The 13633-nt window shown below is 56.0% G+C and carries 15 protein-coding genes; 12 read left to right on the plus strand and 3 right to left on the minus strand.

Annotated elements, in window-relative coordinates; genetic code table 11:
* Positions 1-14: 14 nt before the first annotated feature.
* Positions 15-257 carry an HPr family phosphocarrier protein gene (locus tag VN24_RS19995; protein ID WP_045671862.1) on the plus strand — a complete coding sequence of 81 codons (243 nt, stop codon included), beginning with the start codon at positions 15-17 and terminating at the stop codon, positions 255-257.
* Between the two features lie 150 nt (positions 258-407).
* A complete protein-coding gene (locus VN24_RS20000) occupies positions 408-695 on the plus strand; it encodes an Fpa/YlaN family protein (protein WP_045671863.1) in 288 nt (95 codons plus the stop codon).
* An 89-nt stretch (positions 696-784) separates the two neighbouring features.
* Here the strand turns inward: VN24_RS20000 and cax are convergent, their stop codons facing one another.
* Positions 785-1846, minus strand: coding sequence for a calcium/proton exchanger (gene cax, locus VN24_RS20005; protein WP_045673495.1), 1062 nt, complete (start codon positions 1844-1846; stop codon positions 785-787).
* 205 nt (positions 1847-2051) lie between these two features.
* Between cax and VN24_RS20010 the strand changes: the two genes are divergently transcribed.
* On the plus strand, positions 2052-2441 hold the full coding sequence (locus VN24_RS20010) for an Asp23/Gls24 family envelope stress response protein (protein WP_045671864.1): 390 nt from the start codon (positions 2052-2054) through the stop codon (positions 2439-2441).
* A 61-nt stretch (positions 2442-2502) separates the two neighbouring features.
* Here the strand turns inward: VN24_RS20010 and ftsW are convergent, their stop codons facing one another.
* Positions 2503-3714, minus strand: a complete 1212-nt coding sequence (ftsW, locus tag VN24_RS20015; protein ID WP_045671865.1) for a putative lipid II flippase FtsW — start codon at positions 3712-3714, stop codon at positions 2503-2505.
* A 22-nt stretch (positions 3715-3736) separates the two neighbouring features.
* The gene (locus tag VN24_RS20020; RefSeq protein WP_045671866.1) at positions 3737-4081 is read right to left on the minus strand and encodes a YugN family protein; all 345 of its coding nucleotides are present in this window, start codon (positions 4079-4081) and stop codon (positions 3737-3739) included.
* 289 nt (positions 4082-4370) lie between these two features.
* Between VN24_RS20020 and VN24_RS20025 the strand changes: the two genes are divergently transcribed.
* From VN24_RS20025 to VN24_RS20070, 9 genes are all read left to right on the plus strand, one after another.
* On the plus strand, positions 4371-5564 hold the full coding sequence (locus VN24_RS20025) for a M20 family metallopeptidase (protein ID WP_045673496.1): 1194 nt from the start codon (positions 4371-4373) through the stop codon (positions 5562-5564).
* A gap of 105 nt (positions 5565-5669) precedes the next feature.
* The gene (locus tag VN24_RS20030) at positions 5670-6116 is read left to right on the plus strand and encodes a CBS domain-containing protein (protein WP_045671867.1); all 447 of its coding nucleotides are present in this window, start codon (positions 5670-5672) and stop codon (positions 6114-6116) included.
* Between the two features lie 240 nt (positions 6117-6356).
* Complete coding sequence (locus VN24_RS20040) at positions 6357-8090, plus strand: DNA repair helicase XPB (protein ID WP_045671869.1); 1734 nt, start codon at positions 6357-6359, stop codon at positions 8088-8090.
* Positions 8087-9970: a helicase-associated domain-containing protein gene (locus VN24_RS20045; RefSeq protein ID WP_045671870.1), complete on the plus strand. Its 1884-nt coding sequence runs from the start codon at positions 8087-8089 to the stop codon at positions 9968-9970. The genes VN24_RS20040 and VN24_RS20045 overlap by 4 nt, the downstream gene beginning before the upstream one ends.
* Before the next feature lie 71 nt (positions 9971-10041).
* Positions 10042-10545, plus strand: a complete 504-nt coding sequence (locus VN24_RS20050; RefSeq protein WP_082083947.1) for a YlbF/YmcA family competence regulator — start codon at positions 10042-10044, stop codon at positions 10543-10545.
* Positions 10546-10569: 24 nt separating this feature from the next.
* On the plus strand, positions 10570-10833 hold the full coding sequence (locus VN24_RS20055; RefSeq protein ID WP_045671871.1) for a YlbG family protein: 264 nt from the start codon (positions 10570-10572) through the stop codon (positions 10831-10833).
* Positions 10834-11024: 191 nt separating this feature from the next.
* Positions 11025-11462, plus strand: a complete 438-nt coding sequence (locus tag VN24_RS20060) for a hypothetical protein (RefSeq protein WP_045671872.1) — start codon at positions 11025-11027, stop codon at positions 11460-11462.
* A gap of 173 nt (positions 11463-11635) precedes the next feature.
* Positions 11636-12547, plus strand: coding sequence for a selenium metabolism-associated LysR family transcriptional regulator (locus tag VN24_RS20065; RefSeq protein WP_045671873.1), 912 nt, complete (start codon positions 11636-11638; stop codon positions 12545-12547).
* Complete coding sequence (locus tag VN24_RS20070; RefSeq protein WP_045671874.1) at positions 12538-13461, plus strand: PHP domain-containing protein; 924 nt, start codon at positions 12538-12540, stop codon at positions 13459-13461. The genes VN24_RS20065 and VN24_RS20070 overlap by 10 nt, the downstream gene beginning before the upstream one ends.
* Positions 13462-13633 lie beyond the last annotated feature (172 nt).

Below are 13633 nucleotides of genomic sequence, written 5' to 3' on the forward strand. Positions count from 1 at the left end.
TTGGAGGGATACTTATGTCCAGCAACAACGCAGTCGTTGAGATTTCGCAAACAGCCAGCCAATTCCGTTCTTCCATCGTTTTGCAGGCCGAGAACAAGTACATTGATGTGAAAAGCATTCTCGGTTTGTTTACGACACTGGTAGGCGGACACTCCTATGAGCTCCATGTACATGGACCGGATGCCGACGAAGCGAAACAAGCGATGACGGAAGTGTTCGCAAAATATAATCTTGACGTAAACATTATTAGCGATTAATCGGCCGCCATTGCAGAACCGCGGCAAAGAGAGCGCTCCCCAGGATCACCTGCGGAGCGCTCTTTCTTGTTTTGTCCTTGTGTATTCGCCTCGTTTCGTCTAATATAAAAGTATAAATGACGGCGAGGATTGCGCACAGGGGGGGAAGATATGTCTTCACCGGATGTTATGGTTCATTTGCATCATAAAGCGCTTCAGCTGCTGCAGGAAGATGCCAATAAAATCGAAAAGCTGATCGAGGTTCAAATGGAGAATCTCGCTACACGCAAATGTCCCCTCTATGAAGAGGTGCTGGATACGCAAATGTACGGCCTTTCCCGCGAGGTGGATTTCGCCGTGCGTGCGGGACTGGTCATGGAATCTACGGGCAGGGAGATCGTCAGCCGGCTGGAACGGAATTTGGCACAATTGTACGAGGCGCTGGAGAGCAGCAAATGAAATAGCTAATAGACAAGCCTATTGAATCGGCTTGTTATAACAAGTAAACCGCCGGAGAAGCGCTCCGGCGGTTTCGTTTATTTGTTCCTTTAGACGAGATAAAAGGCGAACCCGAGAATGACATAAACCATCAGAAGCAGCACGCCTTCGTACCAGTTCGTCCTTCCGTCGCTGGAAACGGATTTTGCGATAAAGACGGCGACGCCGATGGCGGCCAGTTCGATCGGAGAGAAGACGATGTCCATGGTCGGCCCGAACAGGGTGCTGATCAGAATAAGGACCGGTGCGACGAACAGGGCGATCTGCAGGCTGCTGCCAACTGCGATTTCCACGGCGGCGCCGATTTTGTTTTTCATCGCAAGCAAGATAGCCGCGCTGTGTTCGGCCGCATTGCCGACAATAGCGACAACGAACGCCCCCACGAACAGCTCGGACAGGCCGAAGCGGCTTGACACTCCATGCAGCGTATGGACGAGCCATTCACTGACAAAGGCAACCATAACGGTCGCCACCACCAAGTAGAGGATAGATCTGCTTTTGGACCAGATCGGCTCCTCGCCGTGACCGGAACTCGTATCGTCCGAATCCGCAAGCATATCTTTGTGCGTAATCATAGAGAAGATGAGCCACAGCAAATAGCAGACGATCAAAATAATCGCAACCGTAATACTTAGAAACCGGTCGGCCTCAGGGCTGAAATGTTCGGCGGTGACAAAGATGGCCGGAATGAACAGCCCGATAACGGCCATCATCATGAGCGTGGAGTTATGGTCCGCAAGTTTGGCGTTATACACCTGTTCCTTAAACTTGAGGCCGCCCATCAGGACGCTAAGCCCGAGCACAAGCAGCAGATTGCCGATGATCGAACCCGTCAAGCTGGCCTTTACCGTCTCGAACGATCCGGCTTTGACGAGAAAGATGGCGATAATGAGCTCCGCCGCATTGCCGAAGGTGGCGTTCAGAAAGCCGCCCAGCCGCTGTCCTGCATAGTGCGAGACGCTTTCGGTCGCTTGTCCGAGAAAGCCGGCGACAAAGATGACCGCAATTGCCGATACGACAAATTGAAACATTTCGTTCCAATGGGCGTAATGGGCAATCCCGCTTAAGACAAATGTGACGATTAAACCTGTAAAAAACAATTTTCTCCGCAAGTCATTGACACTCCGTTCATTGGGCAATTTTTTGACCGCCGTTTTAGCCGTTGAAAGCTCATCTGCTTGATGAAATCTGCTTTTTACTATAACCAAATTCAGGTAGATTGTAAACGCAGCCGGCAACTTTTGATCGTTCTTGCTTCCGTCAAAAGCATCCATTACAATTAAACCAAAGATGGCATTTCCCCAAGGAGTGAAATTTATGACCGAAGACCTTCAAACAGGCATTATTCGCATATCGGACGACGTTGTAGCTACGATCGCGGGTCTGGCGGCGCTGGAAACGCCGGGGATCGCCGCCATGTCGGGCGGCATTTCGGAAGGACTGGCCAAGCGGCTCAGCGGCAAAAACGTGCAAAAAGGCGTGACGGTAGAGGTCGGACAGCTGGAAGCGGCAATCGATCTGCGCGTCATTGTGCAGTACGGCATTCCGATCCAGGAGGTGTGCCGGCAGCTGCAGCTCAGCGTCCGCGAAGCCGTCGAGAATATGACCGGCCTGAATGTGGTGGAAGTGAACGTGAAAGTGGATGGGGTTCTGTTCCGGGAGGACGTCGTGGACGAAAGTCCGGCCGTTACGGCCCGGCTCAAATAAAAACAAGCGGTCCAATGGCGGCCGCTTGTTTTTATGTTGAAGGTTGTCCGGTGCCGTCCGGTTACGGACGCAGGATGGCGATTTTTCGATCCTGCTGCGGCTTTGCTCTTTCCTCCCGCACCTCACGCACCGCCGGCCGGTTATATTCCCGCGAAATGCTCAGCAGCACGCCCATCGCCATCAAGGTGACAAGCAGCGAGGAGCCGCCGTAGCTGATGAACGGAAGCGTAACCCCCGTGATCGGAATCGTCCCTGTGACACCGCCGATGTTAATAATCGCCTGGACGGCGATCAAGCCGACAATTCCCGCTCCTACGACGGTTCCGTACACGTCGGGACAACGTACCGCAACGATCAATCCCCGCCACAGCAGCATCATGTAAAAGAAGAGAAAAACTACACTGCCGATAAAACCCAGCTCTTCCCCGATAACCGCAAAAATAAAATCGTTGTATGCGTAAGGCAAGTACTGCAGTTTCTGAATGCTGTGGCCGAGTCCGGCCCCCATCAGTCCGCCGTGCCCAAGCGCCTCCAGCGATTTTACAAGCTGAAAGCCGTCTCCCAGCGGGTCCGCCAGCGGGTCCAAATAGGAGGTGAACCTGCTGATCCGGTACTGCCACTGCAACGGTTCGACCAGCATCATGATCGCGGAGATGACCGCAACGACGACGGCACCGATCGTCCCGGTCATAAACAGCTGTTTCAGATTGGCGCCTCCGGCGACGATCATAATGAGCGCGCACGAGATCAGCACGAGACAGGAGCCAAGGTCGGGCTGAAGCATGACGATGCCGCATATAAAACCGACGATGACGATTACCGGCACGAGCCCTTTTTTGAAATCCCGGAACTTCTCGCCTTTCTTGGAAATGAGAGCGCCCAAATAAAGAATAAGCGCAAGCTTGGCCGGCTCCGTCGGCTGGATGCCGAGGGAGCCGACGCCGAACCAGCTGCGGGCCCCGTTTATTTCTTTGCCGACAAAAGGAACGAGTATGAGCAGGATCAGTACGGGAATAAGCAGCAGCGCAAAACCTTTCTTGAAAACGCTGTAACGAATATTCATGAGCAGCAGCATGACGAAGGTGCCCAGTATCGCCCATATCAATTGCCGTTTAATAAAATAGAGGGCGTCGTGACGATAAATGTCGCTGACGGCCGCGATATTGGAGCTGGCGCTGAACACCATGACCAATCCAAAGCCCGTAAGCACCAGCGTTAAAATAAGGAGCAGAAAATCCGGCCTGCCGCGGACGCCGGTCTGCGGTTTGTTCATGCAATCAACATCCTTTTTTTGCTCAAATAAGGAAATCCCGCAATTCCTGCAGCCGTTTGGCCACCGTATTCATAATCGTCTGCGGAATAGCGGATTCATAATCCAGTCCGTGCGGAAACGTCGCTTTGCCGATATAGACCGATTCAATGGCAAGCACGGCGTAGGGAGACTCGAGCTTGCCCTCGACGGCGCGTGTGTTAAAACGGAGGAAATAATCGGATTTATTTGCGCGATCCTCAAGCTTTAAATCGTATGTGGCGCGGTAATATTCCCATTGCCAACGAACGAAGCCAAGACGCTCCGCCGATTCATCGAGCGTGGCCAGATCGCTCTTTATGCCGTTTAAACCCGTATTTTCAATAATCATCCCATAACCCCCTAAAAGTTTTTGCTGCTTGCAAAAACAATCACTAAGCGGTTAACACACCTCTATGACAAAGACGCGGATACCCTTCAATGATAGTATGTTTACCGTCGCCGCGCAAGCGGATTGCAGCAAGGAAGCAGGCGGTTCGCCCGGTGCGGACTTTACTATGTTAACTTTCGTCAGGCAAGGACAGGAAGAGGAAAAAAAGCTACCGCTGCACGGTGCCCATCTGTTAAACTATCAGAAATATAAGCATGTGAATGCGAATACAGGGAGGCTGGCTCAAGCGATGAACGAGACGAAACCATTCATGCAGAGGCTGACCGAACTTTATCCGGAAATGGTGCAGAACAGGCGGTATTTGCACCGCCATCCCGAGCTTTCGTTCCAGGAGAAAGAAACGTCGGCTTGGATTGCGGACCGGCTGCGCCCGCTCGGCTGCGAGCTGAAGGAAGGCGTCGGCGGCTACGGCGTTGTTGCGGAATTTAAAGGCGTTGGCAGCGGGCCGGTTATCGCGCTGCGCGCCGATATCGATGCGCTGCCGATACAGGACGGGAAAGAATGCGAGTACCGGTCGACCGTTTCCGGAAAGATGCACGCGTGCGGACATGACGGGCATACCGCGACGCTGCTCGGCATCGCTTCCTACTACGCATCGCTGCAAGGGGCGTTTAAAGGAACCCGGCGCCTGCTGTTCCAGCCGGCGGAGGAGCTGACGCCGGGCGGCGCGCTGCCGATGATTAAAGACGGGGCGCTCGAATCGGTCGACGCGATTTACGGCGTCCACCTCTGGACGCCGATTCCATACGGAGAGATCCATACCCGGCCGGGTCCTTTTATGGCCGCCGTGGACGAATTTGCGGTCGAGATTACCGGCAAGGGCGGTCATGGCGGCATGCCGGAAGCGACGATCGACGCGATCGCTACGGGCGCTGCGCTCGTGCAATCGCTGCAGACGATCGTAAGCCGCAACGTCAGTCCACTCGATACGGCCGTTTTATCAATCGGGTCGTTTCAAGCGGGCACCACCAGCAATGTCATTGCCGAAAAGTGCCTCTTGAAAGGCACGGTCCGGACCTTTGACGAGAATGTGCGCGGGAAGATCCGCACGCGGCTTGCGGATATGGTTAATCTCGTATGCGCCGGCTACGGGGCGTCGGCGGTACTGGATTACCGCGACGGTTATCCGGCGGTCGTGAACGACGAGACGGAAACGGAACGTTTTTTCCGCATCGGGAAGGAATTATTCGGCGAAGTGGCGGTGCAGCTCAGCAAACCGATTACGGCGGGAGAAGATTTCGCCTATTATCTGCATCATGTCAAGGGATGCTTCATGTTCGTCGGTGCCGGCAGCGAGCAGAGCGGGGCCGTATATCCCCATCATCATCCGCGCTTTGACATCGATGAGCGGTCGATGCTGAAATCGGCGCAGCTCATGGTCGGCATGGCCGAAGATTATGCAAGAGAATTCTCCCTTGCATGAGACGGACCCTCCCCGGCCAACCTAAACTGGGAGCCATGTAGAAGGATCGCCGCAGCGTTTCTTCGGGTATTGGCGCCGACTAAGGCAGGGAGGGATTTCATTATCATGTCGATAAAAATTAGGCAAGTCATGACCACCGATTGCGTGACGGCAACGAAGCAGGACAACATTTACGAGCTTGCGGTCAAAATGAAGCAGCATGACATCGGGTTTATCCCGATCGTAGAAGGCAAAAAGCTGATCGGCGTCGTGACGGACCGCGACCTTGTCATCCGCGGCTATGCGGATAAACATTCCGGTTCATCCGCCGTCTCGGACGTCATGTCGTCGGATACGCGCTCCATTTCACCGGAAGCGTCGGTGGATGAAGCCGCGAAGATGATGGCGTCCAATCAAATCCGCCGACTGCCTGTCGTCGAGAACGGGGAGCTGCTCGGCGTCGTGGCGATCGGCGACCTGGCGGTGAGGTCCAAGTTTGAAGACGAGGCCGGAGAGGCGCTGAGCGTCATTTCCGAGCATGATAAGCGAAGTACGGTTGGAAGCGGGAAATAAAGGCTTTTTCCGGACCGAATTTAAACGAAGCTTGTACCCTGCGAACATTACGGTCTTAAGCAATGACTGGCCCGGAGCAGGTCCGGCGGCGAAAGCGCTAAGCGTTTTTGCCGCCGGATCTTTTTGCGTTGCGAAGAATGAGGTCGCCTGCCGGTCCCCTCATTATTCCGCGGCGGCATAAAAAGCGCCTTTTTACGTCATACTGACAGGAAGAACCATCCTGCCGGGAGGGAAGAGGATATGCCCAGCGTTAATCCGCTCATTATTCGTTCCGACTATACGGTATTGCTTGACGAAAACAGGCCGCTCGCGGAAGCGGCCCGTGATCAGTTGAGCCGCTTCGCCGAGCTTATGAAGCGGCCGGGAGCGATTCACACGTACCGGATCACGCCGCTGTCGCTTTGGAACGCTGCAGCGGAAGGCATGACGCCGGAGCAAATGATTCAGACGCTTGAGACGTACGCCCGCTATGGCGTGCCGGAGCAGGTGCGGGAATGGGTGCACCGTTTGGCCGGCCGCTACGGCGAGCTGCGGCTGGAACCGAAGGCGGACGGCAAGCTGCGGCTGAGCGGCAGCATTAGCCTGCTGAACGAAGTCGAGAGCAGCGGTCTGCTGTCCGCTTCGGGCATCGAGCGGGATGGGAACGGCTGGAGCGTTCCCGCTGAACTGCGCGGCGAATTAAAGCGCGGGCTGACCAAAATCGGATGCCCGGTATTGGACTTGGCCGGCTACCGCGAAGGAGAGGCGCTTAACGTCAGCTTGCGCTCCCGGTTTCCCGGCGGCGGCGAATTCCGGCTGCGGGATTACCAGCGGCGTGCGGTGGAGCTTTTTTACCGGGAAGGAAGCGTGCAGGGAGGCAGCGGTGTCGTCGTTCTTCCATGCGGCGCTGGCAAAACGGTCGTCGGCGCCGCCGCGCTGGCAAGCTTGGGGCGGGCGGCGCTGATCATCACTGCGGGCGTTACGTCCGTCAAGCAGTGGAAACAGGAACTGCTTCATAAGACGACGCTGACCGAGGAGCAGATCGGCGAATATGCCGGGACGGTAAAGCAGGTAAGGCCGGTAACGATCGCAACGTATCAGATGCTGACCAACCGGAAGCGGGAAGGAAGCGAATACGATCATTTCAAGCTGTTCGGCGAACGGGATTGGGGCCTCATTATTTACGATGAAGTCCATTTGCTGCCGGCTCCGGTCTTCCGCATGACGGCAGATTTGCAGGCGACGCGCCGACTCGGGTTGACGGCGACGCTCGTTCGGGAGGACGGTCTCGCGGAAGACGTTTTTTCACTGATCGGACCGAAATTATTCGAAATGAGCTGGAAAAAGCTAGAATTGGACGGTTGGATAGCTGCGGTCCAGTGCGAAGAAATCCGCATTCCGCTCAGCGGCGAGGCTGTGCGGCAGTATGATGCGGCAAGCGACCGTACAAAGCACCGGATAGCGGGCGAAAACCGGGCCAAGATCAAAGTGGTGCGCGAGCTGCTCAGCCGGCATCCGGGAAAACCTGCCATCGTGATCGGTCAATATCTCGATCAGCTGCGTGCGGTCGGCCGCGAGCTGGATGCGCCGGTATTGACCGGCGAAACGCCGCAAAACGAGCGGATTGAGCTCTACCATTCGTTCAAACGGGGGGATATTCCCGTGCTTGTCGTTTCGAAAGTTGCTAATTTCGCGGTCGATTTGCCGGATGCCGCCGTGGCCATTCAAGTGTCCGGCAGCTTTGGCTCCAGGCAGGAGGAAGCGCAGCGGATCGGCCGTATTCTGCGTCCGAAGCCGGGAGATAACCGCGCCTTTTTTTACTCGCTCGTCACCTCCGGCACGAAAGAAACGGAATTTGCTTTGAAGCGGCAGCTGTTTATGGTGGAACAGGGGTATCAATACGGAATTACCGACGCCGGGAGTACGTCAGCCGACGGTGAGTCGGAAAATTGCGAAAGGAGCAGCCTGTTGAAGCTGCGGGAGGCGGCAAATTGAGAACGAACGAGCTTGCGGCAGTTGTTCCGGAATCCGAACAGGCTCTTTTTCCGGGCTCGCCGGTCTGGACGACATCCCCGGTACTTCAGTGGCCGGCGCTTATATTGGACCCGGAATCGGTCCGTGCCGGAATCAGTATGCTGCCCCGGCATGCGAGGGAGGCTCTGGCCGCGATGATGCTCAGGTTCGGAGCGGCTCCGGTCGAAGAGGAGAAGCTTGTAGCGGAAACGATCCGCTTAACGCCGCTTTCCGGAGCGGAAGCGCGCGACGGGTTTTACCGCCTTCAGACGGCGGGAATTGTGTTTGCGGTGCGCAAAGCATGGGGAGAGCGGCATCTGTTTGTTCCGCGCGACGCATTCGCGATCTGGCAGCGGGAGCTTTTTCCGTGCCCCATTGTCCCGTTTGAAGATTTCCGCCCGGTGCGCCTGGACGGACCGGCAAAGTTTTGCCGGACGCTTGGCCGGCAGCTGCTTGCGGCATATGCGGAGCTTGCGCGCTGCGGACTCGGCTTAACGGTGAAGGGGACGCCGGCCGCCAAGACACTGCAAAAATTGGAACGTGCGCTCGATGCGGATTCCGTGGCATTCGCCAAACTGGGGGGTGCGTTTGCGCCGCAAGCGCCCTATACGCCCGCTTCGGCTTTTGTACTGGACACGGCGCTGCGCCTCGGGCTGATTTCGGCGGGCGGCGGCAAAAGCTGGACCTGGCGCTTTGACGCGCTGCGCCGGTGGCTCAGCCAGCAAAGGGGGCAGCGGGAACAATGGCTTCACCGCAGCATTGCGGAGCGGTATGCTTATGCCGACCGGCTGACCGCTCACGCCGCGTCTGCTCTGGAAGGACTGAAGCCGCGGCGCTGGTACTCGGCTGAGGCGATGTTGCGCTGGCTGCAGTCTCTTTTCCGGAACGATTGTGCGGAGACGGAAGCGGATCGGAAGCGGCTCGGGACGTGGATTGATGCCTTGTGCGCTTTCGGGTGGATGCAGCGGGGCATCGCGGATAACGGCGAGTCGTGTTTCCGCTGGACCGAAGCGTTATGCGGGCATGAACCGGGCGGCCGGGCTGCCCGGTTGAGCCGGGCAGCAGCGGACATTGATATTGACACGGGGGACGATCCGGCTGGATGTGCGGATGATGAGCCGGATGAGGCGCTCATTGTGCTGGACGACGGAGAGCTGCTGGCCCCGCCGTCCATCGATTTCGGGGTGCTGTGGCGGCTTGAGCTGTTTGCCGACAGGGTTTCGGAGGATGTCATTGCCGTTTACAGGATGACCCGTAAATCGGTTATCCGAGGGTTAGCCGGCGGTTGGACGGCTTCGGACGCCGAACGCTTTTTGGAATGGGCTTCTGGCAGCTCTCTGCCGCCGGTCGTTCGTGCATTGCTGGCAGAATGGAGCGGAGCACAGCAGCGCGCTGTCAGGTCCGGAACGTTATATCCGTTTGCCAACACCACTGGAAGCCTTCTTGATGACATGCAGCCGTTCACGGATTTATCCGAAGAAATCTGCATCGCGGATGAAACAGGTCTTGTTCCGGACCCGCTGTCGCTGCGCGGCTTCGCATGGACGGCACCGCGTCCGCCGCTGGAAGTGCTGGCGCGGCAGGTGGAGCAGCTGCCGGTTATATGGCTGCAGCAGTTCCGCAGCTATCATCATTCCACCCGCCGGGAGCTTTTGGAACGAGCCCTGTCCATTCAGGCTCCGGTACAGCTAAAGCTGGCGGGCCGCATTACGGAATTTGTTCCGCAGCAAGTGCTGCAGCGGGATGAAGAGTGGACCGTGAAAGGGTTTATCCGGGAAAAAGGGGTAAAAGAACCGGTGACACTGCTCCCCGAAATGTGGGAGGAAATGAAGCTGCTGCTGCCCTTAAGGCAGGAAAGCTGACCGCCGCTCTACCTTTCGCCGCATTCAGTGTGCTATGATAGAGAGAATCTAGCCCAAAGGAAGGTGAAAGCATGTCGATTACCGAACAAGAGTTGGCGGATCATCATTCCGCATGGCGGCCTGCCGAGGGCAGCGGTGCCGAGACTCTTGATATGGCCCAGCTTCTGCTGTGCGCTTATGAGCTTGGAGATACGATCAATCAATCGGCCGAAGTTGCCGAGTATTTATATTGGAAGCAGCAAGTCGATTGCGATGCGGAGGTTGCCGCATTGAAGGCCAAATTCCGCAAAGCGAAAGAAACATTTGCCGAATGCGAGCGTTTCGGCCGCTTTCATCCCGATTACCACGCTGCAAAGGATGCGGTGAAGTCGATAGTACGGGAGATGGACGGATACGAATGCGTTCAGCGCTTTAAAGAGGCGGAGAGCGCGGTCGATACGCTGCTGCATGATGTTGCGCTCTTGATCGCGGGCTCCGTATCGGAAACGATTAAAGTGCCGGGCAACGATCCGCTGCCCGGCGGCGGCTGCGGAAGCGGCGGTTCGTGCAGCTGCGGAAGCGGCGGCTGCGGTTAACGATAATTCAGGGTGGTGATACGGATGTTCTCGGAACGCACAGGCTATATTGTATGGGTCAACGATTGGAAAGCGGCCCGAAATTTGGAAAAGTACGGCAATGTCCATTACATTTCGCGCAAGATGCACTACGTCGTCATTTACTTGAATTCCGAGCGCGCCGAAGATACGCTGCGAAATGTTCAGCGCCTTCCTTATGTCAAGAAAATTGAACGTTCGTACCGCAACGAAATCAAGACGGAATACTCGAGTAATGTTCCGGACAAAACCCGGTTTTACAGCTTGTAAAGAGAGCGGCAGTAATACATCGCGCGCAGCGGAACATATTCTTGTTCGGCGTTGCTCCTGCCTAATAAAGCGGCGGGTGAACCGCAATAATTTTCGGCTTAGGCTTATATCATTTTTAGTTGAAATCATGGTAGAATGATAGCAAAGCTCTACGGGACAAAAGCCGCTTCCTTAGGAGGGGTGGGATCGGGATGAAGGACAAAACGACGGAAAGATGGAACACTTACGAGACATTCCACGTCCCTTTGGGGGATAAGAGAGTTGCGGATGTCATTATTACGAACCATGCGAAGATTCGGTGGGCCGACCGGATCGAACATGACAGGACCGGCTTTGAAGATATTGCCGAATTTATTTGGCAGTGCTTGAAGCAAGGCCGGGTTACGCCGTATTACCGCAACGAGCAGGACGTCTATCTGATTGATGACGACCTTGTGTTTGTCGCTGAATTTACCGAAGGCGACAAAGAAACCGATCTTGCAGGCAACCCCCTTCATAAGATGATCGTCGTGACGTTTCTCGGCCGGATGTCCGAGACGATCGAATTAAGAGATTTGAAGTCCTATTATTCATGGCTGCGCCATTCCCGGCGAATGACTCTGATCAAAAACAGCCGAAAGCGGAAGTAAGGCGTTACAGCTATTTCTTAAGCGAAGCGGACAGCCTGAATTGAACAACCGAATGTAATGGTGTCAGCATGCGCTTCTCTTCCGGGCGCATGCTTTTTTGATGTGGCTTGAGTTGCTTGACATGAACGTTCAGATATAATGGGAGTGGGACTACAGAAAGCGAGGGGCTGCCGATGGCACTTAATTTTCACCAACTGCATATTTTCTATACGGTCGCGGATAAAGGCAGCTTTTCAGCGGCAGCAGTCGCTTTGCATATGACACAGCCTGCCGTCACGATGCAGGTGCAGTCGCTGGAAGACTATTTCGGTACAAAGCTGTTCCAGCGTTCCACCAAACGGATTGAACTGACCGAGGCCGGGAGGACGCTGCTGCCGTACGCCAAACAGAGCATTGACCTGATTCGTGAAACGGATGCGGCGATGTCGAAATTTACGAGCCAATTGAAAGGGCGTCTTCAGCTGGGAGCGAGCCTGACGATTGGAGAATATATACTTCCGCGGCTGCTCGGATCTTTTGGGCAGGAATATCCGCATATTTCAATCAGCATGAAAGTGATGAACACGACGCAAATCATGGATGAAATTTTTAGCCATCATCTGAATTTCGGATTGATTGAAGCTCCGGTCTCGCATCCGGATCTGCACATTGAGCCGGTCATGAACGATGAGCTGGTGCTGATTGCGCACCGCGGCCACCCGCTTGCCAGCCGTGAAAGCGTTCTGCTTGAGGAAGCGATGTCGTACCCGTTAGTGCTGCGGGAGCAAGGATCGGGAACGAGACAGGTGATGGAAGATCAGCTGCGCCGCAAAAATCTGGATCCGGACAAGCTGAACATCGTCATGGAGCTCGGCAGCACCGGAGCGGTGAAATCCGCCGTTGAAGCCGGTCTCGGCATGTCGATTGTGTCGTTGTCGTCGATAAAGCATGAAGTGGCATTGGAGCTTATTAATGTGGTGCCGCTTTCAGACGTAACATTCAGCCGCGAGTTTTTCTCGATTTATTTAAAATCCGCGCTGCTCCCGATTTCAGCCGTCACGTTTTTAACCTTTTTAAGAGAGAGGGATTTGAAGCAATGGCTATAAAGCGCGCGGATTTGCATACCCATACGACCGCCTCTGACGGCACCGAAGCGCCCGCGGTAAATGTCAGGCTCGCCCGTGAGGCCGGTCTGGCCGCTGTAGCCATAACCGATCATGACACCACCTTCGGCGTGGCGGAAGCGATCGCCGAAGGAGAGCGACTGAACGTCGCCGTTGTCCCCGGGGCCGAACTCAGTACGGTTGCAGATGGAACCGACATCCATATTTTAGCTTATTATACCCACCCCGGGGACAGCCTTTGGCTGGAGCGGCTGCATGGACTGCGCAGCGTCCGCGGCTCCCGCAACCGGCTCATTGTGGAGCGGCTTAATTCGCTTGGCATCGCCATTACGATGGAGGAAGTCGAAGCGCGGGCGGGTGTTCGAAAAGTGGGAGGAGGCCGACCGCAGAATGGCGGGGGACTGTCAAGTCACCCATCGGGTTCGTCGGAGCCGCCCGCTGCATCCGGGGAAAAAACGGTGGGACGGCCGCACATTGCGGAGGTGCTGATCGCCAAAGGCGTCGTGTCGACCATGCAGGAGGCGTTCGACCGATACCTCGCGTCCGGGGCGGCGGCGTATGTCAATCCGCCGCGGGTCCATCCGCTGCAAGCGCTGGAATGGATACGGGAGGCAGGCGGCGTCAGCGTCATCGCGCACCCCGGCCTGTACGGAAAGGACGATTTGGTGGAGCAGCTCATTGCAGCCGGAGCGATGGGCATTGAAGTGTATCATTCCGACCATACGGAAGCGGATATTGCCCGCTACGGGCGGCTGGCCGACCGTTACGGGCTGATCCGAACGGGTGGATCGGACTTTCACGGCTTCCGTGAAGGCAAGCCGTTTCACGGTCCGCTGGGCGGCGTAACGGTCGACGCTGCAGTCGTAACGCAGCTGCGAAGCGCGGCCAAGCGCTGACCGTACAGATGCTGACCCAACAGATGGTGACACGGATAAATGTTGACCGATCAGATGCTGCTCGGCCGCACAATCATCCGGCGCCTTAACGCGCGCATGGTAAGCTACTCGTGAGCGGCCTACATACTCTCGAGGCTTTTGCGGAAGTGCGGATAATCGGACCTTTCTCCGG

Origin of the sequence: Paenibacillus beijingensis (genome assembly GCF_000961095.1) — a bacterium.
Lineage (GTDB): Bacteria > Bacillota > Bacilli > Paenibacillales > Paenibacillaceae > Paenibacillus_O > Paenibacillus_O beijingensis.

Bases quoted from the DNA above. Each gene is read 5' to 3' on its own strand.
- VN24_RS20060 (WP_045671872.1), top strand. From the start codon at position 11,025: ATGAAGGACAAAACGACGGAAAGATGGAACACTTACGAGACATTCCAC.
- VN24_RS20020 (WP_045671866.1), bottom strand. From the start codon at position 4,081: ATGATTATTGAAAATACGGGTTTAAACGGCATAAAGAGCGATCTGGCC.
- ftsW (WP_045671865.1), bottom strand. From the start codon at position 3,714: ATGAACAAACCGCAGACCGGCGTCCGCGGCAGGCCGGATTTTCTGCTC.
- VN24_RS20040 (WP_045671869.1), top strand. From the start codon at position 6,357: ATGCCCAGCGTTAATCCGCTCATTATTCGTTCCGACTATACGGTATTG.
- VN24_RS20070 (WP_045671874.1), top strand. From the start codon at position 12,538: ATGGCTATAAAGCGCGCGGATTTGCATACCCATACGACCGCCTCTGAC.
- VN24_RS20030 (WP_045671867.1), top strand. From the start codon at position 5,670: ATGTCGATAAAAATTAGGCAAGTCATGACCACCGATTGCGTGACGGCA.
- VN24_RS20025 (WP_045673496.1), top strand. From the start codon at position 4,371: ATGAACGAGACGAAACCATTCATGCAGAGGCTGACCGAACTTTATCCG.
- VN24_RS20050 (WP_082083947.1), top strand. From the start codon at position 10,042: ATGTCGATTACCGAACAAGAGTTGGCGGATCATCATTCCGCATGGCGG.
- VN24_RS20010 (WP_045671864.1), top strand. From the start codon at position 2,052: ATGACCGAAGACCTTCAAACAGGCATTATTCGCATATCGGACGACGTT.
- VN24_RS20000 (WP_045671863.1), top strand. From the start codon at position 408: ATGTCTTCACCGGATGTTATGGTTCATTTGCATCATAAAGCGCTTCAG.
- VN24_RS19995 (WP_045671862.1), top strand. From the start codon at position 15: ATGTCCAGCAACAACGCAGTCGTTGAGATTTCGCAAACAGCCAGCCAA.
- VN24_RS20065 (WP_045671873.1), top strand. From the start codon at position 11,636: ATGGCACTTAATTTTCACCAACTGCATATTTTCTATACGGTCGCGGAT.
- VN24_RS20055 (WP_045671871.1), top strand. From the start codon at position 10,570: ATGTTCTCGGAACGCACAGGCTATATTGTATGGGTCAACGATTGGAAA.